The sequence below is a fragment of the Halomonas sp. 3H genome (assembly GCF_024206005.1).
GTDB classification, from domain to species: Bacteria; Pseudomonadota; Gammaproteobacteria; order Pseudomonadales; family Halomonadaceae; genus Halomonas; species Halomonas campaniensis.
Genome location: NZ_CP100360.1, coordinates 2240489 through 2266167 on the forward strand (window position 1 = coordinate 2240489; position 25679 = coordinate 2266167).

The 25679-nt window shown below is 69.1% G+C and carries 28 protein-coding genes and 3 tRNA genes; 14 read left to right on the forward strand and 17 right to left on the reverse strand.

What is annotated here, in order from left to right:
* Window positions 1-4 precede the first annotated feature (4 nt).
* The 6 genes from pgsA (at window position 5) to nadB (ending at window position 3680) form a co-directional block, all read left to right on the forward strand.
* A complete protein-coding gene (gene pgsA / locus NFC98_RS10385) occupies window positions 5-553 on the forward strand; it encodes a CDP-diacylglycerol--glycerol-3-phosphate 3-phosphatidyltransferase (RefSeq protein ID WP_183329340.1) in 549 nt (182 codons plus the stop codon).
* 61 nt (window positions 554-614) lie between these two features.
* Window positions 615-689: transfer RNA gene (locus NFC98_RS10390), tRNA-Gly, on the forward strand.
* A gap of 35 nt (window positions 690-724) precedes the next feature.
* Window positions 725-798, forward strand: a tRNA-Cys gene (locus NFC98_RS10395).
* 29 nt (window positions 799-827) lie between these two features.
* Window positions 828-914 (forward strand) — tRNA-Leu (locus NFC98_RS10400).
* Between the two features lie 59 nt (window positions 915-973).
* Window positions 974-2119 carry an FUSC family protein gene (locus NFC98_RS10405; protein WP_254274920.1) on the forward strand — a complete coding sequence of 382 codons (1146 nt, stop codon included), beginning with the start codon at window positions 974-976 and terminating at the stop codon, window positions 2117-2119.
* Window positions 2100-3680 (forward strand): L-aspartate oxidase, encoded by a 1581-nt coding sequence (gene nadB, locus NFC98_RS10410; RefSeq protein ID WP_254274921.1) that lies wholly within the window; start codon window positions 2100-2102, stop codon window positions 3678-3680. Before NFC98_RS10405 ends, nadB begins: the two co-directional genes overlap by 20 nt.
* Window positions 3681-3742: 62 nt before the next feature.
* Here the strand turns inward: nadB and NFC98_RS10415 are convergent, their stop codons facing one another.
* Together NFC98_RS10415 and NFC98_RS10420 are read right to left on the reverse strand one after the other, a co-directional pair.
* Window positions 3743-4123, reverse strand: coding sequence for a protein YgfX (locus NFC98_RS10415; RefSeq protein ID WP_254274922.1), 381 nt, complete (start codon window positions 4121-4123; stop codon window positions 3743-3745).
* Window positions 4104-4397 carry a succinate dehydrogenase assembly factor 2 gene (locus NFC98_RS10420; RefSeq protein ID WP_183329343.1) on the reverse strand — a complete coding sequence of 98 codons (294 nt, stop codon included), beginning with the start codon at window positions 4395-4397 and terminating at the stop codon, window positions 4104-4106. The genes NFC98_RS10415 and NFC98_RS10420 overlap by 20 nt, the downstream gene beginning before the upstream one ends.
* 186 nt (window positions 4398-4583) lie before the next feature.
* On the opposite strand from NFC98_RS10420, the gene NFC98_RS10425 reads away from it, so the two are divergent.
* From NFC98_RS10425 to lapB, 3 genes are read left to right on the forward strand one after another with little or no spacing between them, the layout of a single operon-like run.
* On the forward strand, window positions 4584-4895 hold the full coding sequence (locus NFC98_RS10425) for an integration host factor subunit beta (RefSeq protein ID WP_302055109.1): 312 nt from the start codon (window positions 4584-4586) through the stop codon (window positions 4893-4895).
* Window positions 4896-4940: 45 nt separating this feature from the next.
* Complete coding sequence (locus tag NFC98_RS10430) at window positions 4941-5246, forward strand: lipopolysaccharide assembly protein LapA domain-containing protein (protein ID WP_183329345.1); 306 nt, start codon at window positions 4941-4943, stop codon at window positions 5244-5246.
* 1 nt (window position 5247) lies between these two features.
* Complete coding sequence (gene lapB, locus NFC98_RS10435; RefSeq protein ID WP_254274923.1) at window positions 5248-6429, forward strand: lipopolysaccharide assembly protein LapB; 1182 nt, start codon at window positions 5248-5250, stop codon at window positions 6427-6429.
* A 7-nt stretch (window positions 6430-6436) separates the two neighbouring features.
* On the opposite strand, the gene pyrF is transcribed toward lapB, so the two are convergent.
* Window positions 6437-7132, reverse strand: a complete 696-nt coding sequence (gene pyrF / locus NFC98_RS10440) for an orotidine-5'-phosphate decarboxylase (RefSeq protein ID WP_254274924.1) — start codon at window positions 7130-7132, stop codon at window positions 6437-6439.
* Between the two features lie 254 nt (window positions 7133-7386).
* On the opposite strand from pyrF, the gene NFC98_RS10445 reads away from it, so the two are divergent.
* Complete coding sequence (locus tag NFC98_RS10445) at window positions 7387-7668, forward strand: ComEA family DNA-binding protein (RefSeq protein WP_254274925.1); 282 nt, start codon at window positions 7387-7389, stop codon at window positions 7666-7668.
* 66 nt (window positions 7669-7734) lie between these two features.
* On the opposite strand, the gene NFC98_RS10450 is transcribed toward NFC98_RS10445, so the two are convergent.
* Complete coding sequence (locus tag NFC98_RS10450; protein WP_254274926.1) at window positions 7735-8496, reverse strand: SDR family oxidoreductase; 762 nt, start codon at window positions 8494-8496, stop codon at window positions 7735-7737.
* 234 nt (window positions 8497-8730) lie between these two features.
* Between NFC98_RS10450 and NFC98_RS10455 the strand changes: the two genes are divergently transcribed.
* The 4 genes from NFC98_RS10455 (at window position 8731) to NFC98_RS10470 (ending at window position 12373) form a co-directional block, all read left to right on the forward strand.
* Entirely contained in the window at window positions 8731-9267 is a 537-nt protein-coding gene (locus NFC98_RS10455) for an FxsA family protein (RefSeq protein WP_254274927.1), read from the forward strand.
* A gap of 221 nt (window positions 9268-9488) precedes the next feature.
* Complete coding sequence (locus NFC98_RS10460; protein ID WP_183329351.1) at window positions 9489-9782, forward strand: co-chaperone GroES; 294 nt, start codon at window positions 9489-9491, stop codon at window positions 9780-9782.
* 92 nt (window positions 9783-9874) lie between these two features.
* Window positions 9875-11518, forward strand: coding sequence for a chaperonin GroEL (groL, locus tag NFC98_RS10465; RefSeq protein WP_254274928.1), 1644 nt, complete (start codon window positions 9875-9877; stop codon window positions 11516-11518).
* A gap of 114 nt (window positions 11519-11632) precedes the next feature.
* Complete coding sequence (locus NFC98_RS10470; RefSeq protein ID WP_254274929.1) at window positions 11633-12373, forward strand: RNA methyltransferase; 741 nt, start codon at window positions 11633-11635, stop codon at window positions 12371-12373.
* A 51-nt stretch (window positions 12374-12424) separates the two neighbouring features.
* On the opposite strand, the gene NFC98_RS10475 is transcribed toward NFC98_RS10470, so the two are convergent.
* From NFC98_RS10475 to NFC98_RS10535, 13 genes are all read right to left on the reverse strand, one after another.
* Window positions 12425-13774 carry a Na+/H+ antiporter family protein gene (locus tag NFC98_RS10475; protein WP_254274930.1) on the reverse strand — a complete coding sequence of 450 codons (1350 nt, stop codon included), beginning with the start codon at window positions 13772-13774 and terminating at the stop codon, window positions 12425-12427.
* 385 nt (window positions 13775-14159) lie between these two features.
* Window positions 14160-15176 carry a DUF4105 domain-containing protein gene (locus NFC98_RS10480; RefSeq protein ID WP_302055055.1) on the reverse strand — a complete coding sequence of 339 codons (1017 nt, stop codon included), beginning with the start codon at window positions 15174-15176 and terminating at the stop codon, window positions 14160-14162.
* A gap of 66 nt (window positions 15177-15242) precedes the next feature.
* On the reverse strand, window positions 15243-16217 hold the full coding sequence (locus NFC98_RS10485) for a branched-chain amino acid transaminase (protein WP_254274931.1): 975 nt from the start codon (window positions 16215-16217) through the stop codon (window positions 15243-15245).
* Window positions 16214-17443 (reverse strand): class II histone deacetylase, encoded by a 1230-nt coding sequence (locus NFC98_RS10490; protein WP_254274932.1) that lies wholly within the window; start codon window positions 17441-17443, stop codon window positions 16214-16216. Before NFC98_RS10490 ends, NFC98_RS10485 begins: the two co-directional genes overlap by 4 nt.
* Entirely contained in the window at window positions 17440-18381 is a 942-nt protein-coding gene (locus NFC98_RS10495) for an ornithine cyclodeaminase family protein (protein WP_254274933.1), read from the reverse strand. Before NFC98_RS10495 ends, NFC98_RS10490 begins: the two co-directional genes overlap by 4 nt.
* 1 nt (window position 18382) lies before the next feature.
* Window positions 18383-18739 (reverse strand): RidA family protein, encoded by a 357-nt coding sequence (locus tag NFC98_RS10500; RefSeq protein ID WP_254274934.1) that lies wholly within the window; start codon window positions 18737-18739, stop codon window positions 18383-18385.
* Between the two features lie 51 nt (window positions 18740-18790).
* A complete protein-coding gene (locus tag NFC98_RS10505; protein WP_254274935.1) occupies window positions 18791-19825 on the reverse strand; it encodes a histone deacetylase family protein in 1035 nt (344 codons plus the stop codon).
* An 11-nt stretch (window positions 19826-19836) separates the two neighbouring features.
* Window positions 19837-21114 carry a TRAP transporter large permease gene (locus tag NFC98_RS10510; protein ID WP_254274936.1) on the reverse strand — a complete coding sequence of 426 codons (1278 nt, stop codon included), beginning with the start codon at window positions 21112-21114 and terminating at the stop codon, window positions 19837-19839.
* Window positions 21111-21656: a TRAP transporter small permease gene (locus NFC98_RS10515; RefSeq protein WP_254274937.1), complete on the reverse strand. Its 546-nt coding sequence runs from the start codon at window positions 21654-21656 to the stop codon at window positions 21111-21113. The genes NFC98_RS10510 and NFC98_RS10515 overlap by 4 nt, the downstream gene beginning before the upstream one ends.
* A gap of 66 nt (window positions 21657-21722) precedes the next feature.
* Window positions 21723-22790, reverse strand: coding sequence for a TRAP transporter substrate-binding protein DctP (gene dctP / locus NFC98_RS10520; protein ID WP_254274938.1), 1068 nt, complete (start codon window positions 22788-22790; stop codon window positions 21723-21725).
* A gap of 147 nt (window positions 22791-22937) precedes the next feature.
* Window positions 22938-23717 (reverse strand): AraC family transcriptional regulator, encoded by a 780-nt coding sequence (locus NFC98_RS10525; RefSeq protein ID WP_254274939.1) that lies wholly within the window; start codon window positions 23715-23717, stop codon window positions 22938-22940.
* A 75-nt stretch (window positions 23718-23792) separates the two neighbouring features.
* Entirely contained in the window at window positions 23793-25088 is a 1296-nt protein-coding gene (locus tag NFC98_RS10530) for a TRAP transporter large permease (RefSeq protein WP_254274940.1), read from the reverse strand.
* Window positions 25088-25630, reverse strand: coding sequence for a TRAP transporter small permease (locus NFC98_RS10535; RefSeq protein ID WP_254274941.1), 543 nt, complete (start codon window positions 25628-25630; stop codon window positions 25088-25090). The genes NFC98_RS10530 and NFC98_RS10535 overlap by 1 nt, the downstream gene beginning before the upstream one ends.
* Window positions 25631-25679: the final 49 nt, after the last annotated feature.

A 25679-nucleotide genomic window follows, 5' to 3' on the forward strand; every position in this document is an offset into this window, starting at 1 on the left:
CGCGATGAACATCCCGAATCTCCTCACCCTGGCCCGTATTGCCTTCATTCCACTGCTGGTGGTGCTCTTCTACCTGCCCTTCGCCTGGAGCATGCCCCTGGCCGCCGCGCTGTTCGCCCTGGCGTCGATCACCGACTGGCTGGATGGCTATCTGGCCCGCCGCTGGAACCAGGCGACCCCCTTCGGCGCCTTTCTCGACCCGGTGGCGGACAAGCTGATGGTCGCCGTGGCCCTGGCACTGCTGATCGAGCGCTACGAGGCGATCTGGCTGACCCTGCCGGCGCTGGTGATCATCGGCCGCGAGATCGTCATCTCGGCGCTGCGCGAGTGGATGGCGGAGATGGGCAAGCGCGGCAAGGTGGCGGTCTCCTGGATCGGCAAGGTCAAGACCACCCTGCAGATGGTGGCGATCTTCCTGCTGCTGGCCTTCGCCCCTGGCACGCCGATCGCCGCGCTGGCCGTGGCCACCCTCTACGTGGCCGCCGTGCTGACGCTCTGGTCGATGTTCCTCTACCTGCGTGCCGCCTGGCCGCACCTCAGCGACTCGATGTAGGCCGGGATGCAAAAGCGTTTGACAGTCACCGACTTATCCGTATAATTCGCTCTCGAGTCAGGCGGGAATAGCTCAGTGGTAGAGCACAACCTTGCCAAGGTTGGGGTCGCGAGTTCGAATCTCGTTTCCCGCTCCATCATCCCTCCCGGGGATGACATCACGACTCGATGAGGCTGGATGGCAGAGTGGTTATGCAGCGGACTGCAACTCCGTGTACGCCGGTTCGATTCCGACTCCAGCCTCCATTTCCCGCTTTCCTGCTCGACACCGTGCCGCCCGGATGGCGAAATTGGTAGACGCAAGGGACTTAAAATCCCTCGGTGGCGACACCGTGCCGGTTCGAGCCCGGCTCCGGGCACCAGTCTCCCCACGCTTCGCCTGGACCGACCGCCTCACGGCGCATCGACGGGGCACCCGATCATGAAGCTGCCGCCCCTGCGCGACCCCTTCTTCACCTACCGTTTCCGGCGCAGGCTGCATGTCGTTCGCGTGCTGCTGGCACTGACGATCACCTTCGTCATCATCCGCATCTTCGAGATTCCCCACTCCAGCTGGGCGCTGGTCAGCACCGTCATGGTGATGGGCAACCTGCCGCATATCGGCGGCGTGCTCGACAAGGGGCGCCAGCGGCTGCTCGGCACCCTGCTCGGCGCGGGGTCGGGCCTCGTGCTGATCCTGCTGCCCCCGGGCCTGCCCCTGCTGGTTCCGGCCGGCAGCCTCGCCGCCATCGGCATCGCCACCTGGCTGACCTTCGGCAGCCGCCACGGCTACAGCGGCCTGATGTTCGCCATCAGCCTGTTGCTGGTGGTCGGCGACGGCAGCCATGACCTGGGCATCGGCCTGTGGCGAGCCTTCGATGTGCTGCTGGGCACCCTGGTGGGCATCATCGTGACCGTGCTGGTGCTGCCCCAGAAGGCCACCGACATGATGCGCTTCATGCTGGCCGAGAACCTCGACCGCATGGCGCGCCTCTTCCACGCCCATACCACCGCCGCCGCCTCGCTGGACGTCGACACCCGCGCCCTGCTCAAGGCCACCAGCGCCTCGCTGGTCAAGCAGCGCGGCCTGGTCGATGCGATCCATCGCGAGCGACGACTGCGCCGGGACGAGCTGGATGACATCATCTCCCTGCAGCGCCGCATGCTCTCGACCATCGAGCTGCTGCTCGAGACCCACTGGACGACCCGGGCGGGCCATGACCGCATCGAAGCCATGACCGGCCTGCGCGAGGAGCAGCACCGGCTCGCCCGGGAGCTCGGCACCCTGGCCTTCCAGGTCCGGACCGGGCAGCCCATCGAGGTCGAGATAAACCCCTTCGACCTCCAGCGCCATGCCGAGCTGGCCTCCAGCGCACGCAGCGACGAGGGTCGCGTGCTGTTCAGCCCCAGCGGCTACCTGTGGCTGAACCGCGAACTGGCCCGCCTGACCGATGACCTCGTGACCCGCCTGGGCGGCCTGAACCGCCTGCCCAGCAGCCGCCTGCGACGCGCCTCGGGGCGCCGCTGGGCACGACGGGAGTCCGCCCTGAACGACAGAGGAGCGCAAGATGACCCACGGCAACCATGATGTGCTGATCATCGGCGGCGGCGTCGCCGGGCTTGTGCTGGCCCTGGAGATCGCCGACCGGCGCCGGGTCACCCTGCTGCGGCCGGCCAGCGACGATTCGGGCGCCAGCCGCTGGGCACAGGGCGGCATCGCCGCCGTGCTCTCCCCCCAGGACGACGTCGAGGCCCACGTGGCCGATACCCTGGTGGCCGGCGACGGCCTGTGCGACGAGCGTGCGGTGCGCTTCACCGTGGAGCAGGGCCCCGCCGCCATCGAGTGGCTGCTCTCCCTGGGGGTGCCCTTCACCCCGGACACCAGCCCCGGGGCGGGCTATCCCTACCACCTGACCCGCGAGGGAGGCCACGGCGCGCGGCGCATCATCCATGCCGCCGACGCCACGGGGCGGGCGGTGATGGAGACCCTCAAGCAACACGTGGCCGACCATCCGTCGATCACCCTGCACACCGAACTGACCGCCATCGGCCTGATCGGCGACGTCGGCGGGGCCTGCCGTGGGGCACTCTGCCTGGACGAGCAGGGCCGCCTCCACGAGCTGCTCGCCGCCGATACCGTGCTCGCCACCGGCGGCGCCAGCGGGCTCTACCGCCACACCACCAGCCCCCAGCCGGCCAGCGGCGAGGGCATGATGATGGCGGCCGAGCTGGGCGCCGAGCTGATGAACCTGGAGTTCCAGCAGTTCCACCCCACCTGCCTCTATGATCCCGAGGGCCCTCCCTTCCTGATCAGCGAGGCGGTGCGCGGCGAGGGCGGGCAGCTGCTCAACATCCATGGCCACCGCTTCATGCCGGCCCTGGACCCCCGCGCCGAGCTGGCCCCCCGGGACATCGTCGCCCGCGCCATCGACGCCGAGATGCAGCGCACCGGCAGCGACCACGTGCTGCTCGACATCCGCCACCTGGGCGAGGCCGAGATCCGCCATCACTTCCCCACCATTCACGCCCACTGCGCCGGACGCGGACTGGATATCACCCGGGTGCCGATCCCGGTGGTCCCGGCGGCACACTACAGCTGCGGCGGGGTGGCCACCGGCCTGGACGGCGCCACTCGCGTGCCAGGACTGCACGCCGTCGGCGAGGTGGCCTGCACGGGCCTGCACGGTGCCAACCGCATGGCCAGCAACTCGCTGCTGGAGTGCCTGGTCTTCGCCCGCAGCTGCGCCCGGGCGCTGGCCCGGCCGGCGGCCCCGGCCACCGCTGCCCTGCGCCCCCTGGCGGCCGGCGGCCGGCCGCTGCCGCCCGGCCTGGTCGGCGAACAGCGCGAGGCGATGCGCCAGTGGATGAGTGCCCGAGTGGCCATCGTCCGCCACGATGCCGGCCTGGCCGAGGCCGCCGAGGCGCTCGCCGACCAGCAGCGTCGTCTGGCGCCCCTGGTCGCCGCGAGCCCCCCCGACGTCGAGCTCGCCAGCCTGTGGCACGCCCTGCGCCTGGCGCGGCTCACCGTGGCCAGCGCACAGGCGCGCCGGGAATCCCGCGGCCTGCACTACAACCCCGACTGCCCCGTCCATGGCGATCCCGCACCGCAGCCATCACGGATTCACCTGGTGGACCTGGCAACGCCATAGCCCCGGCCAGCGAGAACCGCCTTCGCGAAAGGCACCGCCGACGCGCGGCCCGGTCGGGCCGCTCAGGCCAGGGCGACCAGCACCCGTCGCAGGCCCCGCAGGGAGGCGGCATCGCCGCTATCGGGCCATAGCCAGAGCCGGCGGCCGTCGAGGCGCAGGCCGATCAACCAGGGCCCCAGGTAGTCGCAGCGCAGGGTCACCTCCTGCCAGCCGCCGCCCGACGCGGCACTCCGCCAGCTCCAGCGCAGCCCGCCGCCAGGCCGGGGCACGCCCCGGAGCTCGCCCCGCGGCCGCCTGCGGGCGACCCACACGACAACGCCGGCGAGCACCAGGGTCACGAGGACCGCGATGCCCGCCGGCGCATGGAGGACGACCGGGGCGACCACTGCCGCCGCCAGCAGCCCATGAACCCACAGCGCGAGTCTAGACGGGACGATGCCCAACGCTATCGGCACTTTCGGCATGCTCGATGATCAGCTGGACGATGCGGCGGCGGGCCGGCGCTTCCGGCCATTCCCGACGCATCAGCCACACGAAGAGGTCCTGGTCCTCCTCGTCGATCAGCTCCCGGAAGGCCGCCTGGTCGGCCTCGTCCAGCGTGTCGTAGCGCTGCTCGAGGAAGGGCACCAGCAGCAGGTCCAGCTCCCACATCCCGCGCCGGGAGTGCCAGTAGAGACGCTTGCGCTGGGCGGCTTCGGTGGTGGATGGCTCGTTCAACGTCGACCTCGACAGTGCGGATGGATGTGGCACCAGTATACCCGAGCCCCCCTGCCGCGGCAGCCTGCGGCGCCCGGAATCGACCGTCTCTCTGCCTATGGTCGTAGCTCGTTGTTTTATCACGACTTGCACAGTATGCTTTGAGAAAACAACAACGCGGGGTGGTACTTCCCGGTTGCGAGCCGCATACGGAGAACGTCGATGACCAAGTCCGAGTTGATCGAGCAGATCGCAATGCGACAGCCGGAGCTGTCGATCAAGGAAGTCGAAGCGGCCGTCAGGCTGATCCTCGATGACATCACCGACACCCTCTCGGAAGGGGGACGGGTCGAGATCCGCGGCTTCGGCAGCTTCTCGCTGCACTACCGGGAACCCCGCGTGGGCCGCAACCCCAAGACCGGCGAACCTGTCGCCCTCGAGGGCAAGTTCGTGCCACACTTCAAGCCCGGCAAGGAGCTGCGCGAACAGGTGGACGCCAGCCGCGCCCTCGGTTACTGAGCACCTCTCAATGCCACAACGACATTCACCACAGGGGACAAGCGCATGCGTTGGCTCAAAGGCCTGATCCTGGCCATCATCCTGCTGGCGGTCCTGCTGGTCGGCATCCTGTTTGCCGTCAATAACCAGCAGGCCCTGCCGCTCAACCTGATCTGGATCGAGCTGCCTGCCGCCTCGCTCTCGGTCTGGCTGCTGGCCTCGCTGGCCGTCGGCGTGCTGATGGGCATGCTGGCCATGAGCGGCGTCTATCTGCGCCTGCGCACCCTGCTGACTCGCGCCCAGCGCCACAACCAGCAGCAGCGCAAGGAGCTCGACCGCCTGCGTGTCCAGGAGCTGAAGGAACTCCCCTAGAATGCCCGACGTCCTGCTGCTGACCCTGTTGTTGGCAGCGGTCGCCATCGGCTGGTGGCTCGGCCGCCGCGAACGCAGGAAGGCCGAGGATCCCGCCCCCTCCTCCGGGCTGGCGCGGGACTACTTCGTTGGCCTGAACTACCTGCTCAACGACCAGCAGGACCGCGCCATCGAGACCTTCGTGGCCGCCCTCGAGGTCAACAGCGAGACCATCGACACCCACATCACCCTCGGCAACCTGTTCCGCGCGCGGGGCGAGGCCGACCGGGCGGTGAAGATCCACCAGAACCTGCTGGCGCGCCCCACCCTCAGCGGGACCCAGGGCGATCGGGTCCAGCTGGAGCTCTCCCGCGACTTCCTCAAGCTCGGCCTGCTCGACCGCGCCGAACGCCTGCTGCAGACCCTGGTACGCGACACCCAGGACGACGAGCTCCGCCTGGAGGCCAAACGTCTTCTGGTCGACCTGCTGGAGCGCGAGGGGGAGTGGCAGCAGGCCCTGAGCGTCGCCCAGCCCCAGCTGGTGCGCCACAGCGAGGAGATGCGGCGTGCTGCTGCCCACTGGCTCTGCCAGTTGGCGGAACAGGAGCGCTTCGAGGCGAGCCCGGGCCTGGCGCGCAAGCACCTGCGCCAGGCCTTGAACACCGACCCGCGCTGCGTGCGCGCCAACCTGCTGCTGGCCGGGCTGGAGCACGATACCGGCCACTACCGCCAGGAGATCCGCCTGCTGTCACGCATCCCGGACCAGGACCCGGCTTTCACCCCAACCCTGCTCGACCCCCTGGCCCATGCCTACCGCCTGCTCGACGACGAGGAGGGGTTGATCCACCACCTGCGGCAGCTGCTCGAACGTACCCCCTACACCAGCGTGATCATCCTGCTGGCCGAGACCCTTCGACAGCGCGAGGGCCCCGCCGCCGCCATCGCGCTGGTCAGGGAGCAGCTCGCCCGCGAATCGAGCCTGGGGGCGCTGGACTACCTGATGGACCTCTACCGGCAGGATGACGAGGGCGAATCACTCGAGCGCCTCGAGCTGCTCCAGCAGCACACCCGCACCCTGCTGAAAGCCCTGCCGAGGCACCGCTGCCGGCGCTGCGGCTTTGCCGGCGAACAGCTCCACTGGCAGTGCCCGCGCTGCCGCAGCTGGGGCACTACCAAGCCAATCACCGGCATCGAGGGGGAGTAGCCCCGCCTCAGGCCAGCTCCGCCTCGATGGCCGCCAGCGCCGCCATGGGGTCCTCGGCCTGGGTCACCGGACGCCCCACCACCAGGTGGGTGCTGCCCGCTGCCATGGCATCCCGAGGCGCCATGATGCGCCGCTGGTCGCCGGCCGCCGCGAAGCTCGGGCGGATGCCCGGGGTCACCTTGAGAAAGTCGGTCCCGCACAGCGCTCGCAGGCGTGCCGCCTCCTGGGCCGAGCAGACCACCCCGTCCATGCCGCTGTCCCGCGCCAGGCTGGCCAGGCGCTCCACCTGCTCGGCCGGTGTCGCCGAGACCCCCACCTCGGCCAGGTCCTCTGCCTCCAGGCTGGTCAGCACGGTCACCGCGATCAGCCGGGTCGACAGCCCGTGCTTGGCGAGGCGCTCGCGCGCCGCCTCCATCATGCGGCGCCCGCCGCCGGCATGGACATTGACCATCCATGCACCCTGCTCGGCCGCCGCCTGCACCGCCCCCGCCACGGTGTTGGGAATGTCGTGGAACTTGAGGTCGAGGAACACTTCGAAGCCGCGCCCGTGCAGGGCCTCGAGCACGTCGGGCCCGCTGCGGGTGAACAGCTCCTTGCCCACCTTGAGCCGGCAGCGGGCCGGGTCGAGCTGGTCGGCCATGCACAGCGCGGCATCCAGCGAGGCGTAGTCGAGGGCAATGATCAGGGGGGAAGCGGTAGGCACGGGCCGGTCTCCTGGCAAGTCACGAAGATGACGGCAGTATATCAGCGTTACACCACGGGCGATGTCGGCCTGAGCCGACACCAGCCGCAGGGTTTCGACTCGGAGTGCCGGCGTCAACCGCCAGGGGCTGAAGTAGGCTCGGGATGACGCGCAATGACCACTGGGGCCGACACTGCCCGGGAGCGAGGCGCACTAGCTTGAAGGGGGCACCACACCGGTGCACCAGGAGTGAGTCGTCACAGGAGAACTACCCCATGAAAACAACCCTGCAGGGAACCCTCGCCGCAACGCTTTTCGCGCTGATGCTGATGCTCTCCCCGCTGGCCGCCACGGCCCAGGAGGTCGCACCGATCGACGTCAATACCGCGGACGCTGAACTGCTCGCCGAACTGCCAGGCATCGGGCCCGCCAAGGCCACGGCGATCATCGAGGATCGCGAAGCCAACGGCCCCTTCGAGAATGCCGACGACCTCACGCGGGTCAGCGGCATCGGCGAAGGGACGGTGGCCAACCTTCAGGATCAGGTGACCTTCTGAACCAGAGGATCCGAGGAGAGAGGCCTCGGCGGTCGGTGGCTGACGCCACCGGCCGCCGGAGCCCGTTCACAGCCGCAGGCCGCCGTCGCACTCGATCACCCGCCCGGTGAAATAGGCGTTCTGCATGATGAAGGCGACGCTCTGGGCGATGTCCTCGGGCTGCCCCAGGCGACGCAGGGGCACGCCGGAGGTCAGCTTGTCGAGCATGTCCTGGCGCATCGAGGCGGTCATGTCGGTCTCGATGAAGCCCGGCGCCACTGCCCCCACCCGAATGCCGTAGCGTGCCAGCTCCTTTGCCCAGGTGGTGGTCAGGGCCACCACGGCAGCCTTGGCCGCGGCATAGTTGCTCTGCCCCATGTTGCCGGCACGAGAGATGCTGGAGATATTGACGATCACCCCCTCGTTGCCCGCCTCGATCATCTGACTGGCCGCCTCGCGGCCGCACAGGAAGACGCCGGTCAGGTTGACGTCGATCACCGCCTGCCACTGCGCCAGCGACATGGTCTTCTCGACGCGCCCCTCCTTCGCCTTGACCAGCAGGGCATCGCGCAGGATGCCGGCGTTGTTGACCAGGCCGCTCACCGGGCCCAGCGAGGCGGCGATATCGCCGAAGGCCTGCTTCACCGAGGCCTCGTCGGCCACGTTGGTCACGAAGGCGCGCGACTCGATGCCCGCCTCGTGAAGGGCGGAGACGGCCTGGTCCAGGGCCGCGGCGTCGGTGTCCAGCAGCGCCAGCCGGGCGCCGTGGCTGCCCAGCAGCTGTGCCATGGCCAGGCCCAGGCCGCGGGCTCCGCCGGTAATCGCGATCACGGCATTGTCGAGCTTCATCGTCTGTCCTCCGGGGGTTTAGGGGGCGACTGCCTCCGGCGCATGGGCCAGGACAGGCATTGACGCTCGATGCAGGAGCGTACAATAACGGTAGCAGATTTTGTGCACTGCACAACAACTTTTCACCGCTGGAAATATATTCCATATGCAATCGGCTGGCGACCTCCCTCGTCAACGCTTGATTTCCGCGCCACCGCCCCCACCTCCAGCGGAACTGTCACCCGCGGAGTGCCCATGCCCTTTCTTCTTGCCTTTACCCTCTTCGCCCTTCTCGATTTCGTCATCCTGTTCTCGGTGGGCAGCCACATCGGCCTGCTCACCACCCTGCTGCTGGTGCTGGCCACCGGGTTCATCGGCCTGCACCTGATCCGACGCGAGGGCGCCGCCACCTTCGCCCGTGCCCGGGCGCGTCTGGAGCGCGGCGAGGTGCCCTCCGGTGAACTGCTCACCGGTGCGGCGCTGATCTTCGGTGGCGCCCTGCTGATGGCGCCAGGCTTCGTCTCCGATGCCCTGGGCTTCCTGTGCCTGATCCCCGACGCCAGGCGGCTGCTGGGCAAGCTGCTCGCCCGGCTCGGGGTGCGTGCCCAGGGCGTCCACGTGCGCGGTGGAGGCTTTGCGCACGGCACGCGTCACGGGGCCGATGCCGACTGGCAGCAGGCCGCCGGTGACGCTCGGCCCGGCAATTCGCAGGGCGGCGCCTCGGCCCGTGAGGGCGAGCCCGATGGCCCGATCGAGGGAGAGTTCATCTCCCGCGACGAGCCACGTCGCTGAGCCGGGCCATCCGGGCGAAAAAATTTTTCCACGGCCCCTTGAAAGCCCCGGTGCGGGCCCCACTTATCGGACAGCAACAGGCTTCGGTGCGGGACAGGCGTCCTGCACCATCGACAAGGAAGGCGCCAGTCGCCTCCACCTCGCAGCCACGCTGCGAGGCGATGATGAAACTGCCGTGGCAGCCTGCCCCGGCCTGACAAACCATCAGGAGAACGTGAGCAATGAACATCCGTCCCTTGCACGATCGCGTCGTCATCCGTCGCGTTGAGGAAGAACAGAAAACCGCTGGCGGCATCGTGCTTCCGGGCAACGCCCAGGAAAAACCGACACGTGGCGAGGTTCTCGCCGTCGGTAACGGCCGGATTCTCGAGAACGGCGACGTCCGCCCCCTGGACGTCAAGGTCGGTGACACCGTGATCTTCAAGGATGGTTTCGGCGTCGAGAAGCAGAAGATCGACGGCGAGGAAGTCCTGATCATGAGCGAGTCCGACATCCTGGCCGTGGTCGAGGGCTGAGGCCCAGCCGTCCAGTAACCTGCTCAAGACACGACGTTCACGTCTGACGTTCAAGCAACTGACGCTCAAGTCACAACAGGAAGATTTCGAAAATGGCAGCGAAACAAGTCAAGTTCTCCGATGACGCCCGCAAGCGCATGGCGCGCGGTGTCGACCTCCTGGCCAACGCCGTCAAGACCACCCTGGGCCCGAAGGGTCGCAACGTGGTGATCGAGAAGTCCTTCGGTGCACCGACCGTCACCAAGGACGGCGTCTCCGTGGCCAAGGAGATCGAGCTCAAGGACAAGTTCGAGAACATGGGCGCCCAGATGGTCAAGGAAGTCGCTTCCAAGACCTCCGACGTCGCCGGTGACGGCACCACCACCGCCACCGTGCTGGCCCAGTCCATCGTCAACGAGGGTCTCAAGGGCGTCATCGCCGGCATGAACCCGATGGACCTCAAGCGCGGCATCGACCAGGCCGTCATCGCCGCCGTCAAGGAGATCGAGGCCCTGTCCGTGCCCTGCACCGACACCAAGGCCATCGCCCAGGTCGGCACCATCTCCGCCAACGGCGACAAGCGCATCGGCGAGATCATCGCCGAGGCCATGGAGAAGGTCGGCAAGGAAGGCGTCATCACCGTCGACGAGGGCCGTGGCTTCGAGGACGAGCTGGAAGTCGTGGAAGGCATGCAGTTCGACCGCGGCTACCTGTCGCCCTACTTCGTGACCAACCAGGACACCATGCAGGTCGAGCTGGAAGACCCGTACATCCTGCTGGTCGACAAGAAGATCTCCAACATCCGCGAGCTGCTGCCGGTGCTGGAAGCCGTCGCCAAGGCGGGCAAGCCGCTGGCCATCATCGCCGAGGACATCGAGGGCGAGGCGCTGGCCACCCTGGTGGTCAACACCATGCGCGGCATCGTCAAGGTCGCGGCCGCCAAGGCACCGGGCTTCGGTGACCGTCGCAAGGCCATGCTGCAGGACATCGCCATCCTGACCAACGGCACCGTGATCTCCGAGGAAGTGGGTCTGACCCTCGAGCAGGCCAACCTGGACCACCTGGGCACCGCCAAGCGCGTGACCATGTCCAAGGAGAACACCACCATCATCGACGGCGCCGGTGAAGAAGGCGACATCGAGGCTCGCGTCAGCCAGATCCGTGCCCAGATCGAGGAGACCTCCTCCGACTACGATCGCGAGAAGCTCCAGGAGCGCGTCGCCAAGCTGGCCGGCGGTGTCGCCGTGATCCGCGTCGGTGCCGCCACCGAGGTCGAGATGAAGGAGAAGAAGGCCCGCGTCGAGGACGCCCTGCACTCCACTCGCGCCGCGGTCGAGGAAGGCGTGGTGCCTGGCGGCGGTACCGCCCTGGTGCGCGTGCTGACCAAGATCAAGGACCTCAAGGGCGACAACGAGGACCAGACCCACGGCATCGCCATCGCCCTGCGCGCCATGGAGTCCCCGCTGCGCCAGATCGTCACCAACGCCGGTCAGGAGGCGTCCGTCATCCTGAACCAGGTGAAGGCAGGCGAAGGGAACTTCGGCTACAACGCCCAGACCGGCGAGTTCGGCGACCTGTTCGAGATGGGCGTGCTGGACCCGGCCAAGGTGACCCGCAGCGCGCTGCAGTCCGCCGGCTCCGTGGCTGGCCTGATGATCACCACCGAGTGCATGATCGCCGACGATCCGGACGAGAAGGACGCCGCGCCGGACATGGGTGGCATGGGTGGCATGGGAGGCATGGGCGGCATGATGTGATCACGCCCCCTGCCCCAGGCACCGCCTGAGACAGACCCCGCCGGCGCGAGCCGGCGGGGTTTTTGTTTTAAGATACTCACCCTCCGCTCATCACCGGACCCCAGCCGCCTGCCCATGCTCTCGAATATCCGCATCGTCCTCGTCCAGACCTACCACCCCGGCAATATCGGCGCCTCGGCCCGGGCCATGAAGACCATGGGCCTGACCGACCTGGTGCTGGTCAATCCGCGCCGGTTCCCCGACCCCGAGGCGACCCGGCTCGCCGCCGGCGCGGAGGACCTGGTGGAGCGTGCCCGGGTGGTGGGCTCGCTGGCGGAGGCGGTGGCAGACTGCGTACAGGTGGTGGGCGCCAGTGCCCGGCTGCGCAGCCTGCCGCTGCCCCACTTCGACGAGCCTGATGCCATGGCCCGGGAGCTGGTGGAGCACGCCGCCACGGACCCGGTCGCCCTGGTGTTCGGCCGCGAGCGCTCCGGCCTCACCAACGACGAGATCCGCCTCTGCAGCCATCAGGTGAGCATCCCGGCCAATCCCGAATACGGCATCCTCAACCTCTCCCAGGCGGTGCAGGTGCTGGCCTACGAGACGTTCAAGGCGTGGCGCCGGCGCCCGCAGAGCGGCTACCGTCCGGTGCGGCCCGAGGCCGAGCGCTTTCCCCGTCGCGAGCAGCTCGACCATTTCCACGACCACCTCACCCGGGTGATGCACGCGAGCGGCTTCCTCACCCAGCCCCACGCCCGGACCGAGGCCCAGCTGCAGGCGCTCTTCGCCCGCGCCCAGCCGTCGAGAAAGGAGCTCTCGCTGCTGCGGGGGCTGCTTTCCTCGGTGGAGCAGCACCTGCCAGACAGAAAGGAATAGAAGAACGGCGGCCACAGGGGCCGCCGTTCAGTTTCACGGACGCCGTCGCGCTCAGAACAGCATCGCCGCCGCCCAGCCGAAGGCGATCAGCGGGATGTTGTAGTGCAGGAAGGTGGGCACCACGCTGTCCCAGATGTGGTCGTGCTGGCGATCCACGTTGAGCCCCGAGGTGGGGCCGAGGGTGGAGTCCGAGGCCGGCGAGCCGGCGTCGCCCAAGGCCGCGGCGGTGCCGACCAGGGCCACCGTGGCCAGCGGCGAGAAGCCGAACTGCACCGCCAGCGGCACGAAGATCGCCGCGATGATCGGGATGGTCGAGAACGACGAACCGATGCCCAGGGTGATGAAGAGCCCCACCAGCAGCATGATCAACGCCGCCAGGCCACGGTTGTCGCCGATGATGTCGAAGCTCGACTGCACCAGGGAGTCGATCTCCCCGGTGGCGTTCATCACTGCCGCGAAGCCGGAAGCGGAGATCATGATGAAGCCGATCAGCGCCATCATGCGCATGCCGCTGGTGAAGAGGTCGTCGGCCTCGCGCCACTTGAAGATTCCCCCCACCGAGAGCAGCGCGAAGCCCACCAGCCCCCCCAGCACCATGGAGCCGGTCCAGAGCTGGATGCCCAGCGCGGCGACGATGGCCACCCCCGACATCACCAGCCCCAGGGTGTGGGGCTCATGCCCCTCGGGGTGATGGTGCGGGACGTTGGTGGTGGCCACGTCCAGGGCCTGGTACTCACGCGGCTTGCGATAGCTGACCAGCAGCGCCACCGCGAGGCCCAGCGCCATGCCGCCCACCGGCACCGCCATGGCCAGGGGCACCATGCCGCGGGTGATCTCGAGCCCCAGCCCTTCGCCGGCACGGTTGAGGTTGGCCAGCAGGATGTCGTTGAGGAAGATCGCCCCGAAGCCCACCGGCAGCAGCATGTAGGGAGCGGTCAGCCCGAAGGTCAGCGCACAGGCCACCGCCCGGCGATCCAGGCGCAGCTGGTTCATCACCTTGAGCAGCGGCGGGATCAGGATCGGGATGAAGGCGATATGCACCGGGATCAGGTTCTGGGAAGAGATCGACACCAGCAGCACCGCGGTGAGCAGCAGGGTCTTCACCGTGGCCTGGCGGGCCGCCGAGGCCTCCTGCCCCAGCAGGCTGATGAGCCGGCGCGCCAGCAGGTCCGGCAACCCCGAGCGCGAGATCGCCACCGCGAAGGCGCCCAGGGTCGCATAGGCCAGCGCCACCTGGGCGCCGCCGCCGACGCCCTCGTTGAAGGCGGAAAGCGTCGCCTCGATGGAGAGCCCGCCCACCAGGCCGCCCACCAGGGCCCCCACCACCAGGGCGAAGACCACCGAGACCCGGGCCAGCGACAGGCCCACCATCACCAGCACCGCAAGAATGACTGCATTCATGTCCAGAGTTCCGAAGAAGTGAAAGGGGAAGTGCGGAAAATCCGGCGGATTCTACCAGAACCTGGCCGTCCGTCCGACCGCTCGTGGCACCCGGCGGCGCCCTCTCCTTCGGGGCCCCACCTCAGAGTGGTGGCCGGCGCTCACCGCGGCAGCGCTGTCATCGAACCATCATCGAAGGGTCTCGCCACCGTCATCAACGGCGGCGATAAAGGAGTGCAGTGGGGCAAGGCAAGGGATACTGCACCACGGCGCCAGGGACGCGACGGTACAGGGCGTACCAGAGGGAGGCCTCGGGTGACGCGCGGGGCCAGGCATCGGGATGGTGCCCAGGGAGGATCGAGACATCGCCACGGCGGCCACGCCGTGGCGTTTTCATGGGCGGCCCTCAGCCGGCGTCGGTCCACCCCGGCACGCCGTCGCGAATACGCCGGGAGAAATCCGGGGCCTCGTGGGCCAGGCGGGCCCGCTCGGTGATGTCGCCGAGCCGCTTGAGCTCCCGCAGGGAGTAGCCCGGCACGAAGCCGCCGTGGTCATGCACATAGCCCGGCAGCAGCCCGGTGAACAGCAGGCGGTGGTCCATCGGCAGCCCTTCGATGATCCGGCGCATCATGCCGAACACCAGGGTGGTGCAGTTGGCGGTGATGGTATGGTAGAAGCGCGGCGCCGCCTGGAGGCGGTTGGCCTCCTCCACCAGCGCCATCAGCAGGTCGCGCCGGTCGGCCGCGTTGAGCAGCACCCGATAGAGGGTCACGCTCTCCCCCCGCACGTTGCTGCGCAGGCGCACCGCGTCCCGCTCGTCGGCGGCGATGATCGCCAGCTCGTACTGCTTGAAGAAGCCGCCGATCTCCGAGAACGCCTCCTGGCGCTCGCGCCGGACCTCGACCGAGAAGGCCACGAAGTCGTGCCGACCAGTCTCGGGATCCAGGAAGCCGAAGGAGACCAGCACGTGGGCGATGCCGGGTCGGCCCCAGCCCGAGACGAACAGGTCCACGCTGTCGAGGGCACGCAGGTCATATGTCCGCCGCTCCCAGGCGATCCGCGCCCGGTCCGGAGTCTGCCAGTCGAAGTCACGGACATGGTGCAGCGTCAGGCGGTGGGCCGCCACCTCCCCGGTGGCCAGGTGCGCCACGTCATCGGCCCAGTCGAGCGCCGCGGCCGGCGCCAGGCGGCGCCACCAGGCCAGCAGCGCCACCAGTTGCACGGCCATGCCGGCCACCGGCGCCAGCCGCGCGCCCTGCCACAGCAGCAGGCCCCAGAGTCCGCCCGACGCCAGCCAGCCCAGCACGGCCAGCCAGCGCAGGCCGCGCGGGACGGGCAGGCGGTGGCCCAGGGCCAGCCCACCCCACAGCGTGGCAAGCAGGACCGACGTCAGCAGCGTGCCCGCCAGCAGCGAATCGATCATGGCGTCCCTTCCCGGCCGGATCGTCGCAGGCTAGCACGGCGGACGGGCCCGGCCTTCAACGCGGGCTCAGCCGCCCGCCGGCGTCAACCAGTCGCGGAAGGCCTCGAGCTCCCCGTCGAGGTCGCCACGGGCCACCCGGCGATAGAGCCGCTGCAGCCGGGCGGTCACGGAGTCCGCGGAAATGGGCTCACCCACCGCCGGTGCCCCGGCACGCCCCCCGATGTGCCGGCCGTCCAGTTCGCGCAGCGGCAGGACCTCGGCCGCGGTGCCGGTGACGAAGGCCTCGTCGGCGGTGTAGAGCTCGTCGCGGGTGATGCGCCGCTCCCGCACCTCGATGCCGAGCACCTCCCGGGCCAGCCGGATCACGCTGTCGCGGGTGATGCCCTGCAGACAGGAGGTCACCTCGGGGGTATGCAGCACGCCGTCGCGCAGCAGGAAGACATTGGCCGCCGACGCCTCGGCCACGTAGCCCTCCGGGTCGAGCATGATCGTCTCGTCGAAGCCCGCCTTGACCGCCGTGTTCAGCGCCAGCATGGAGTTGACGTAATGGCCATTGGTCTTGGCCCGGCACAGGCTGATGTTCACATGGTGCCGGGCCCAGGAGGCGGTCAGCGCGCGCAGGCCGAGCGATGCCGCTTCTGCCGAGATGTAGTCGCCGAGATCCCAGGCGGCGATCATCACGTGCACCGAGAGCCCCCGGGCGCGCAGCCCCAGCCCCTCCGAGCCGAAGAACACCGTGGGTTTCAGGTAGGCATTGGTCAGGGCGTTACGGGCCAGGCACTCGCGCTGGGCCTCGACCAGCGCCGCTTCGTCGAACGGCAGCGGCATGTCCAGGGCCCAGGCACTGTCGGCCAGCCGCCGGGTATGCTCGGCCACCCGGAACAGGTGGCTGCCATGGGGCCCCGCATAGGCGCGCACCCCCTCGAAGCAACCCATGCCGTAGTGCAGGGTATGGGTCAGCGCATGGACCCGGGCCTCGCGCCACGGCAGCCATTCGCCGTCCATCCAGATCCAGCCGTCGCGATCATCGAGAGGGGTCATGGTCCAGGGTTCCTTGTCGGGGAGTTCGTTGCTGGAGAGTTCGTTGCTGAAGAGTTCGTTGCGGGAGAGCATGTTGCCGGAGAGAGCCGGCCGGCGGCGGCCCAGGCCTGGCGCCAGCCGTCGATCAGCTCACGCTGGTGGGGCTGCAGGGCCTGGTAGGCCCAGGCGGCGATCTCGTCGTTCTGGGGATCCGGCACGCGGATCTCGCTGCCGGCGAGGGTCTGGATCACCGCGTGCCCGCACAGCGGCACATAGCCCTCCGAGTAGCCCCCCTCGTGGACCATCACCAGCCGCCCCCCGCAGGCGCGTTCGGCCAGCGCCATGAGCTGTGCCGTCATGCCGGCGAAGGCTTCGCTGTTGAGCAGCATCTTGCCCAGCGGGTCCTTGGCGCAGGCGTCATAACCGCAGGCCACCACGATCAGCTCGGGGCCGAAGGCCTCGATGGCCGGCAGCACCAGCTCGGTCATGGCGTGGTCGTAGGCGCCGATCCCGCAGCCCGGCGGCAGCGGCAGGTTGAGATTGGTGCCGAGGCCCGGCCCCTCGCCCTGCTCCTCGAAGGTGCCGGTGTCCAGCGGGTAGTTGCCCGCCTGGTGGAGTGAGACGGTGAAGACGTCGGGATCCGCGTAGAAGGCCGCCTGCTGGCCGTTGCCGTGGTGCACGTCCCAGTCGAGGATCGCCACGCGGCCCACCTGCCCGAGCGACCGGGCCCGCTGCACCGCGACCGGAATGTTGCCCAGCAGGCAGAAGCCACGGCCTCGGTCGGCCTCGGCATGGTGGCCCGGCGGGCGACACAGCGAATAGGCGCGGGCAAGTTCGCCGGTGGCCACCGCCTCCACCGCGGCGCAGGCCAGCCCCGCGGACTGGCGCGCGGCCGCCAGGCTGCCCGGCGTGTAGGGGGCACAGTCGCCGCCATCGCCGCCGCGGGCGCGATCGCCCGCCGCCAGGGCGTCCAGGTAGCGGGCGGTGTGGAACCGCTCGAGATCCTCGCGGCTGGCCGGCGGCGGCTTGCGCACCGCCAGCGCATCGATCAGCCCCGAGACCTCCAGCAGGTTCTTCAGCCGCCGCTTGCTCTCGGGGCTCTCCGAGGCCGGCTGCGGCTGCAGGAACTCGCCGGGCGCCGAGAACACGCCGATGGCGCCGGGGTCGTGCCAGAAGCAGCGCTCGTGCCAGTAGAATCCGACCGCCGGGGCGCCGGCGGCCGATCCCCGATGCCGTACCGCACTCATCCATGGGACTCCTGCTGCTCCCACACCTCGATGGCGGCCGCCAGGTCTTCCAGCGACGCCCCCACCGACTTGAACAGGGTGATCGCCTGGTCCGAGGAGCGTCCGGGCACCTCGCCGTTGAGCAGCTCGGCCAGCTCCCCGCGGATCTCGTCGAACGCGAAGGCGCCCTCGTCGGCGGCCTGGAGCAGGTCCCCCGCCTCGCCCCTCGCCCCGGCATGGGTGTCCACGTAGACCTCGCTGCGGGCGAGGCATTCGCCATCGGTCTCCCGCATGGAGGGCCGGAAGGCCCCGATCAGGTCCAGGTGGGTGCCGGGGGCGAGCCAGGCCCCGCGGATCAGCGGCTCGGTGGAGAGCGTCACGCAGCTGATCAGGTCCGCCTCGCGGCTGGCGGCCTCCAGGTCGGTGACGGCCGCCGCATCGAAGCGGTCGGCATACTCGGCGGCGAGGCGCCGGGCCTTCTCCGGGTTGCGCCCCCAGATCCGCACCCGGCGGATGGGCCGCACCGCGGCATGGGCCTCGATCACCATGGGGGCCAGCTTGCCGGTGCCCACCACCAGAAGGCTCGCGGCATCCTCCCGGGCCAGCTCGCGGGCCGCCAGGGCCGAGGCCGCGGCGGTGCGTCGCCGGGTCAGCTCGCTGCCGTCGATGCAGGCCAGGGGGCGCCCGTGGGCGCCCTCGCTCAGCAGGTAGACGCCGGCAATGGCGGGCAGGCCGTGCTCGGCGTTCTGGGGGAAGACGTTGACCATCTTCACCCCGATGTAGCCCTCACGCTCCCAGGCCGGCATGAGCAGCATGGTCGCCTCGCCGTCGGGCCGGTGCATGGCATGGTGGTGGCGCGGCGGCGACTCGACCCCCTCGCGGAAGGTCACCGCAAGGCGCTCGACCAGGGCCTGCCAGGGCAGCGAGGCCGCGACTTGCTCGGCCGTGATGATGCGCATGTCAGGCCTCCGGAAGCGCCGCGGTGACCATGATCTCGACCTTCCACTCGGACTTGGCCAGCTTCGCCTCGATGGCGGCGCGCACCGGCGGACGGCCCGGCACCACCCAGGCGTCCCAGGCGGCGTTCATCTGGTCGAACTCGGCCATGCTGGTGACCCAGATCTGGGCGGCGATCAGGTGCTCCTTGGAGGTCCCCGCCTTGGCCAGCAGGTCATCGATGCGCGCCAGCACCTGCTCGGTCTGGCCGCGCATGTCGGCACTGGCGTCCCCGGGCACCTGGCCCGCCAGGTAGACGGTGCCGTTGTGGATGGTGATCTGGCTCATGCGGGCATTGCTGTCGTGATGGGTAACGGTCATGGCGTATCTCTCGCTTGCGGGGTGCCGGGACGGCACCGGTCGGGGCTGCGCTCAGGCAGCGGTGTAGCCGCCCATGAAGGCGGCCAGGTTACGGCTCAGGTGCTCGGTGGGGTAGCCCCCCTCCTGGACCAGCACCGTGGGCAGGTCGATGGCGGCCAGGCGGCGCCCCACCTCGGTGAAGTCGGTGGTCTCCAGGGCCATGCCGGCCAGCGGATCGTCGCGGTGGGCGTCCAGGCCCAGGGCCACCACCAGGGCATCGGGACGGAAGGCCTCGAGCCGCTCGATCAGGCGCTCCAGGGTCTCGAGGAAGACCGCCCCGTCGCTGCCCAGCGGCAGCGGCAGGTTGACGTTGGCGCCGGCCCCGTCACCCTCGCCCTGCTCGTCGGCGCCGCCCCAGAAGAAGGGGTAGAAGTCCGCCGGGTCGACGTGCAGCGACCCAGTCCAGACGTCGCCGCGTCCATAGAAGAGGTCCTGGGTGCCGTTGCCGTGGTGCAGGTCCACGTCGAGGATCGCCACCCGGGCATGCTGCTCGCGCAGCACCGTGGCGGCCAGGCCCGAGTTGTTGAGGAAACAGAAGCCGCCCGCCCGCTCCGGCCCGGCATGGTGCCCCGGCGGGCGGCACAGCGCATAGGCGTGACGGTCGCCGGCCAGCACCGCGTCGGCCGCCGCCTCCGCGGTGGCCGCGCTGGCCAGGATGCCGGTGAAGCTGTCGGCGGTCATCGGGCAGGCCATGTCATGCATGTGCCAGCCCACCAGCCCCACCGGATGGCGGGGGTAGTGGTGGCCGCCGCCGCAGGGATGCACGTTGGGCGCTACCACCTCGGCGGCATCGGGCAGCGCCCGCCAGCGCGCATGGATGGTCTCGAGGAACGCCAGGTAGCGGGGCGAGTGGATGCGCGCCAGGCGCTCCCGCAGCCGCGGGCTGTCGGGCTCGGTGGGAGCGGTCAGCGACAGGCCGATGTCGGCAAGCCCGCGGGAGAGCAGCTCGGCCCGCACCGGCCCCTCGGGGGAATCCACCGGTCGGCCGCGCAGCAGGAAGGTGGGCGGCGCATGGCGCTCCTGGTCGGGGTGATAGAAGAGCTTCATCTCGGGTGTCCTTAGCGCAGCAGCGAGGGGATCCAGGTGGAGAGGGCCGGGAAGGTGACCAGCAGCAGAATCACCACGACGAAGGCCACATAGAACGGCAGCGAGGCGATGATCGCCCGTTCGAAGGGCACGTTGGCGATGCGCGCCGCCGTCATCAAGGTCATGCCCACCGGTGGCGTCACGTTGGAGATGTTGAGCACCACGATCATCAGGATGGCGAAGTGCAGAGGATCCACGCCCAGCTGGATCATCGCCGGCACCAGCACCGGGGCCACCACCACCAGCGCCGGCAGCACGTCCATCACCGTGCCGATCAGGATCAGCAGCACGCAGACCAGCAAGAGCTGCAGGAAGGTCGAGTCGCTGAAGGTGGTGATCAGGCCGGCGGCGTCCCGGGCGATCCCGGAGCGGGTCACGAACCAGCCCAGCACCGCCGAGGTCGCGAGAAGGAAGAACACCACCCCGGAGAAGCGCACCGTCACCACCAGGGCATTCCAGATCTTGCGCCAGGTGAGGGTACGGTAGAAAACGACACCGATGACGATGGCATAGACAGCGGCGAAACCCGACGCCTCGGTGATGGTGGTCAGCCCCGAAAGGATGCCGCCGAGAATGATCAGCGGCACGATCATCGCCGGCAGCGCCACCAGGAAGGCCAGGGCTGCCACCTTGAGCGGCGTGGGGGCCTGCTTGGGGTAGCCCCGTTTCCAGGCCAGGAAGAAACTCACCGCGAGCAGCGCCAGGGCCATCAGCAGGCCGGGGATGATCCCCCCGGCGAACAGGTCGATCACCGAGATGTCGCGCAGCAGGGTCGCGTAGACCACCATCACCACGCTGGGCGGAATGATCGGGCCGATGATCGACGAGCAGGCGGTGATCGCCGCGGCATACTCGGCGTCGTAGCCCTGTTTCTTCATCTCGGGAATCATGATCTTGCCGATCGCCACGGTATCGGTGATGGCGGCCCCGGTGAGGCCGGCGAAGAACACCGACACCGAGATGTTGACGTGGGAGAGCGCGCCGCGCAGCCGCCCGAACAGGGCGTTGTTGAAGGCGATCAGCTTCTGGGTCAGGCCGCCCTGGTTCATCAGCTCGGCGGTGAAGATGAAATAGGGCACGGCGATCAGCAGGAAGCCGGAGACGCCGGAGAACATGCGGTCGGCGATGATGCCGAGCATGCGCTCGCCGCCCATGGCATAGCCGCCGGCGAGGCCGGAGAGGGCCATCACCACCGCGACGGGGGCACCGATCAGCAGCAGGACGAGGAAGGCGAGGATCGCAGGCGTCATGGGCGGTTCTCTCCGTCGGTGGACTCGATGAGCTCGTCGATCAGCTCCCGCTCGTCGATGAAGTGCTCCAGCAGGTCGAAGCCCTGCACCAGGTGGAGCAGGATGATGGCGCCACTGACAGGCACCACGATGGCGGTGAACTTGCCGTGGACGCGAATCTGGTCGGAAACCATGTAGACCTGGCGGGTGCCCTGGAAGTAGTCCCAGCCGTACCAGAGCAGCAGGACACCGAACAGCCCGATGACCAGCAGGCAGAGCACCGCGGCCACCACGGTCAGCAGGCGTGGCAGGCTCCGCACCAGCAGGGTCATGGCCACGTGTTCGCCGTAGCGCAGCGAGATGGTCATGGAGAGGAAGCCGATCCACGGCAGGAAGAGCCGCGCCAGGGAGTAGGTCCAGCTCAGGGTATTGCCGGTGGCCAGCTTGTAGACGAAGGCCGTGAAGGAGATGCCCAGCATGGCCAGCACGCAGGCGATGCAGGTCACGATCGCCACCTGGTTGACGATGTCACTCAGGCGGCGAAGGGGCTGCAGGAGGGTCATGGTGTCACCTCGGGCAGGCGCCCGGCCGCGGTGCGGCCGGGCGCAGGACGATGAAGGCCTGGGTGATCAGCGCCCGTAGGTGGCGACGTCCGACTCGGCCACCTCGACCCGGACGCGCTCGACCTCCTCCAGGAAGGCATCCACGCGGTCGCCGTCGAGGCCGAAGTCGTTGACGATCCAGTCGCGCCAGGCGGGGGTAGCGATCTCGGACATCCGCGCCCGCTCCTCGGGGGGCATGATGTAGCACTCCTGGAAGGTCTCGCAGGACTCCTCCCAGCTGGCGGTGGCCAGTGCCCCGGACATGCCGTGGCCGATGGCGATGGCCTCGCGGGCCGAGGTGACGATGGCCTCCTGCTGAGACTCGGTGAGGCCCTGGAACCACTCCTCGCTGACCAGCCAGGCGGCGCTGTTGTACACGTGGCCGGTGAGGGTGGTGTAGTCGGTCACCTCGTGGAAGTTGAAGGTGGTGTTGAGCACCGGGGCGTTGAACTGCCCGTCGGCCAGGCCGGTCTCCAGGGCGGTGATCACCTCGCCCCAGGGCAGCGGGGTCGCCGAGGCGCCCAGCGCGCGCATGATGGCCACGTGCCCCGGGTTCTCCTCGGTGCGGATGTTGAGCCCCTCGAGGTCATCGACGGTGCGGATCAGCCGCTCGTTGTTGGTGAAGGCCACGAAGCCGCCGCCGTCGTCGAAGGTGCCCAGGTAGCGCATGTCGGTCTGTTCGATGGTGCCGGACATGAAGTCGGCGAACCACTCGCCGTCGAAGAAGGCCCAGGCCTGGCGCCAATTATCGAAGATGAAGGGCGCGGTCATCATCTGGTAGTCGGGGTAGTAGGAGGACATCGCCCCGGTGGTGATGATGGTGGACTGCAGGGTGCGACCGCCCTGCACCTCCCGCGCCGTTTCCACCTCGGAGCCCAGCTGGCTGTTACCGAAGATCGAGACCGTTACCTCGCCGTCGGTGCGGGTCTCCACCAGGTTCTTGAAGTGCACCAGGGCCGGATACACCTCGTTGTTGCTCATGTTCTCGGGAAGGATGGTGGCGATGGCCATCTCCTCGGCCTGGGCCTGGGCGGCCGTCATGGCCAGCGGGAGTGCTGCGAGGGCGAACAGCCCGGTAAGGGATCTCATGCGCATGATGCCTGCCTCTTGTGCGTTGTTCGTTGCATGGCTCGGGGAACGACAGTGCCGCAGGCACTGCCCTGCCTCAGAGCCTAGGACGAACGGGACGAGGCTGCTTGCCCCCGGCTGCGGAGCCTTTGCCCGGGAATGCGCCGGGGCCGGTCAGGGGGCGCGGCGATCCGCCGAGGGGGTGGTGCCGAAGTGGCGCCGGTAGGCCCGCGAGAAGCTGCCCTGATCGCGGAAACCGACCAGCGAGGCCACATGGCCCAGGCTCAGGTCGCTGTGGCAGACCAGCGTCCGGGCATGGCGCAGCCGCCGCTGCTGCACGTAGGCCTGGGGCGTGAGGCCGGTCATCTCGCGAAAGCGGCTGTGGAAGTGCCCCACGCTCAGCGCACAGAGCGCCGCCAGCTGCTCGACGCGGATCTCGTCGGCCAGGTGGCGGTCCACCCAGGCCTCGAGCCGGACCAGGTCGAGGCGCTCGCAGGGGCGCCGCGCCAGGGGGAAGGCGCCATCCGCGGCCAGCGGCTCGCTCTCCAGGTGGAGGTGGATGGCCCGCAGCAGCAGCGCGGCGATCTCGCTGTGCAGCGCCGGGCACTGCTCGAGCTGCTGCATCAGGCTGCCCGCCAGCCGGTGGAGCTGCGGCGGCACGCTGAAGAAGCGCGGCCCCTCGAAGAGGCGCTCGATGCGATCGGCGTCACGCAGGGCGGCGAGGCTGCCGCGGGGGATGTCGAGGACCAGGGTGCGGTTGCGGCCATCGCCCAGGTACTCGTGTCGGCTGGAGGTGGGGATGAGGCAGCCGCGGCTGGCGGTGATCCGCCCGCCCTCGCCGTCCACCGCCAGCTCGGTGACCCCGCAGGTGGCCAGGATCAGCTGGTGGAAGTCGTGGGCGTGGTCCACGTGTTCGCGGTCGAGGGTGGTGGCGCGCAGGTCGAGATGGGGCATGGGCGTCGGGTCGTGGCAGTGGCCATGACCCATTACCATGGTCTCAGCCCCCGTTGAAGGCAAGCGACCCGCACCTCAGTAGCCCATCAGGTCCGGCAGCCAGGTGGCCACCGGCGGCACGGCGATCAGGATCAGGATGGTGGCCAGGATCGGCAGCAGGAACGGCAGCACCGCCATCACCACCTGGCCATAGCGCAGCCGGGTGATGCCCACCATCAGGAACAGCACGTTGCCGAAGGGGGGCGTGATGACTCCCACCGACAGGGTGATCACCATCACGATGCCGAAGTGGATCGGGTCCAGGCCGGCGGCCAGGGCCGCCGGGACCACGATGGGGGTGAAGATCAGGATGCTCTCCACCACCGACATGAAGCAGCCGATCAGCAGGAAGAACAGCGCGAAGGCCAGCAGCAAGAAGACGGTGGGCATGTCGATGCCCGCCACCTGCCCCGCCAGCGCCTGGGGAATGCCGATGCGCACCAGGATCCAGCCGTAGAAGCTCGAGACCGCGATGATCAGCAGGATCGCCACGCTGAACATCAGGGTGCGGCGGAAAGAGAGATACAACGCCTTGAGGCTCAGGTCGCGATAGACCAGCCCGCCCAGCACGATGGCATAGAGCGAGGCGACCGCGCCGGCTTCGGTGGGAGTGAAGAACCCCGTCCAGATCCCGCCGACGATGATCGCCGGCATCATCAGCGGCAGCACCGCGCGACGCCCGGTGCGCAACACCTCACGCCCGTCGAAGGGCACCGGCGCGGGCATGGCGACGCGCCCGCCGGCGCCCAGCCCCACGGTCATGCCCATCAGCAGCAGCGCCATCAGCAGGCCCGGGATGACCCCGGCCATGAACAGCGCGCCGATGCTGACGTTGGCCAGCCAGCCGTAGACCACCAGGGCGATACTGGGCGGCAGGATCGGGCCGATCACGCTGGAGGCGGCGGTGATCCCGGCCGAGTAGCCCAGGTCGTAGCCGCGCTCCTTCATGGCCTTGATCTCGATGCTGCCGAGGCCGGCGGCATCAGCCACGGCGGTGCCGGACATGGTGGCGAAGATCGAGCTCGCCACCACGTTGGCATGACCCAGGCCGCCCCGGGTGAAGCCTACCAGGGCCGTGGCGAAGTCGAAGATCCGGGTGGTGGTCGAGCCGGTGTTCATGATGTTGGCGGCGAGGATGAACAGCGGGATCGCCAGCAGCGTGAAGTTGTTGAGCGTCTGCACCATGCGCAGCGACATCAGCTCCACCGGCAGCCCGCCGGTTCCGGTCACCGCCAGGGCGACGAAGGAGGTGATGCCGATGGCCACCACCACCGGCAGGCCGATGATCATCAGCACCAGCAGCCCGCCCACGAAGATCGCGAGTTCCAGCATCAGGAAGCCTCCCCGCCGCTGCCGCCCACCGCCTGCCAGGGCACCCTGCCACGCAGGACCTGCCAGGCGGAGAGCAGCGTCATGCCGGCGAAGCCGACGAAGATGCCGTAGTAGAGGTAGCTGAAGCTGATGCCCAGCGACACGGTACGGTTGTTGGCGCTCATGTCGGACATGATCCATGCGCCCCAGGCCGCCAGGGCGAAGAAGCCGCAGGAGAGCAGCGCCGTGAGCCGGTACTGCAGCGCCAGCGCCAGCGGCGGCAGCCGGTGGCTGAACAGGTCCACCAGCAGGTGCTCACCGCGCACCCAGGCCGAGAGCGAGCCGAAGCCCACCGCATAGATCGCCAGCAGCGTGGCCACCTCCTCGGTCCAGGGCATGCCCAGGTCCAGCAGGTCGCGGGCCACCACCGCCGCCACGATCAGCAGCAGCACGCCGGCCAGCAGCAGCACCCCCAGCAGGTCACAGACCAGTGTCACGGCCCTGAGCAGCCGGCAGGCCAGCCGGTCGACGGCCCCACGGGGTAACGCGCGCTCTTGCCTCACGGAAACATCCTCTCGTCCCTCACGGCTCGGCGGCGCCCGCTGGGCGCCG

Coding starts and splice junctions, on each gene's coding strand:
- NFC98_RS10505 (WP_254274935.1), bottom strand. CDS start 19,825: ATGAAGCTCTTCTATCACCCCGACCAGGAGCGCCATGCGCCGCCCACC.
- NFC98_RS10460 (WP_183329351.1), top strand. CDS start 9,489: ATGAACATCCGTCCCTTGCACGATCGCGTCGTCATCCGTCGCGTTGAG.
- NFC98_RS10495 (WP_254274933.1), bottom strand. CDS start 18,381: ATGCGCATCATCACGGCCGAGCAAGTCGCGGCCTCGCTGCCCTGGCAG.
- NFC98_RS10515 (WP_254274937.1), bottom strand. CDS start 21,656: ATGACCCTCCTGCAGCCCCTTCGCCGCCTGAGTGACATCGTCAACCAG.
- NFC98_RS10510 (WP_254274936.1), bottom strand. CDS start 21,114: ATGACGCCTGCGATCCTCGCCTTCCTCGTCCTGCTGCTGATCGGTGCC.
- NFC98_RS10475 (WP_254274930.1), bottom strand. CDS start 13,774: ATGAATGCAGTCATTCTTGCGGTGCTGGTGATGGTGGGCCTGTCGCTG.
- NFC98_RS10500 (WP_254274934.1), bottom strand. CDS start 18,739: ATGACCGTTACCCATCACGACAGCAATGCCCGCATGAGCCAGATCACC.
- NFC98_RS10530 (WP_254274940.1), bottom strand. CDS start 25,088: ATGCTGGAACTCGCGATCTTCGTGGGCGGGCTGCTGGTGCTGATGATC.
- NFC98_RS10430 (WP_183329345.1), top strand. CDS start 4,941: ATGCGTTGGCTCAAAGGCCTGATCCTGGCCATCATCCTGCTGGCGGTC.
- NFC98_RS10525 (WP_254274939.1), bottom strand. CDS start 23,717: ATGCCCCATCTCGACCTGCGCGCCACCACCCTCGACCGCGAACACGTG.
- groL (WP_254274928.1), top strand. CDS start 9,875: ATGGCAGCGAAACAAGTCAAGTTCTCCGATGACGCCCGCAAGCGCATG.
- pgsA (WP_183329340.1), top strand. CDS start 5: ATGAACATCCCGAATCTCCTCACCCTGGCCCGTATTGCCTTCATTCCA.
- NFC98_RS10490 (WP_254274932.1), bottom strand. CDS start 17,443: ATGAGTGCGGTACGGCATCGGGGATCGGCCGCCGGCGCCCCGGCGGTC.
- nadB (WP_254274921.1), top strand. CDS start 2,100: ATGACCCACGGCAACCATGATGTGCTGATCATCGGCGGCGGCGTCGCC.
- NFC98_RS10485 (WP_254274931.1), bottom strand. CDS start 16,217: ATGACCCCTCTCGATGATCGCGACGGCTGGATCTGGATGGACGGCGAA.
- NFC98_RS10470 (WP_254274929.1), top strand. CDS start 11,633: ATGCTCTCGAATATCCGCATCGTCCTCGTCCAGACCTACCACCCCGGC.
- NFC98_RS10405 (WP_254274920.1), top strand. CDS start 974: ATGAAGCTGCCGCCCCTGCGCGACCCCTTCTTCACCTACCGTTTCCGG.
- lapB (WP_254274923.1), top strand. CDS start 5,248: ATGCCCGACGTCCTGCTGCTGACCCTGTTGTTGGCAGCGGTCGCCATC.
- NFC98_RS10450 (WP_254274926.1), bottom strand. CDS start 8,496: ATGAAGCTCGACAATGCCGTGATCGCGATTACCGGCGGAGCCCGCGGC.
- NFC98_RS10445 (WP_254274925.1), top strand. CDS start 7,387: ATGAAAACAACCCTGCAGGGAACCCTCGCCGCAACGCTTTTCGCGCTG.
- NFC98_RS10480 (WP_302055055.1), bottom strand. CDS start 15,176: ATGATCGATTCGCTGCTGGCGGGCACGCTGCTGACGTCGGTCCTGCTT.
- NFC98_RS10455 (WP_254274927.1), top strand. CDS start 8,731: ATGCCCTTTCTTCTTGCCTTTACCCTCTTCGCCCTTCTCGATTTCGTC.
- dctP (WP_254274938.1), bottom strand. CDS start 22,790: ATGCGCATGAGATCCCTTACCGGGCTGTTCGCCCTCGCAGCACTCCCG.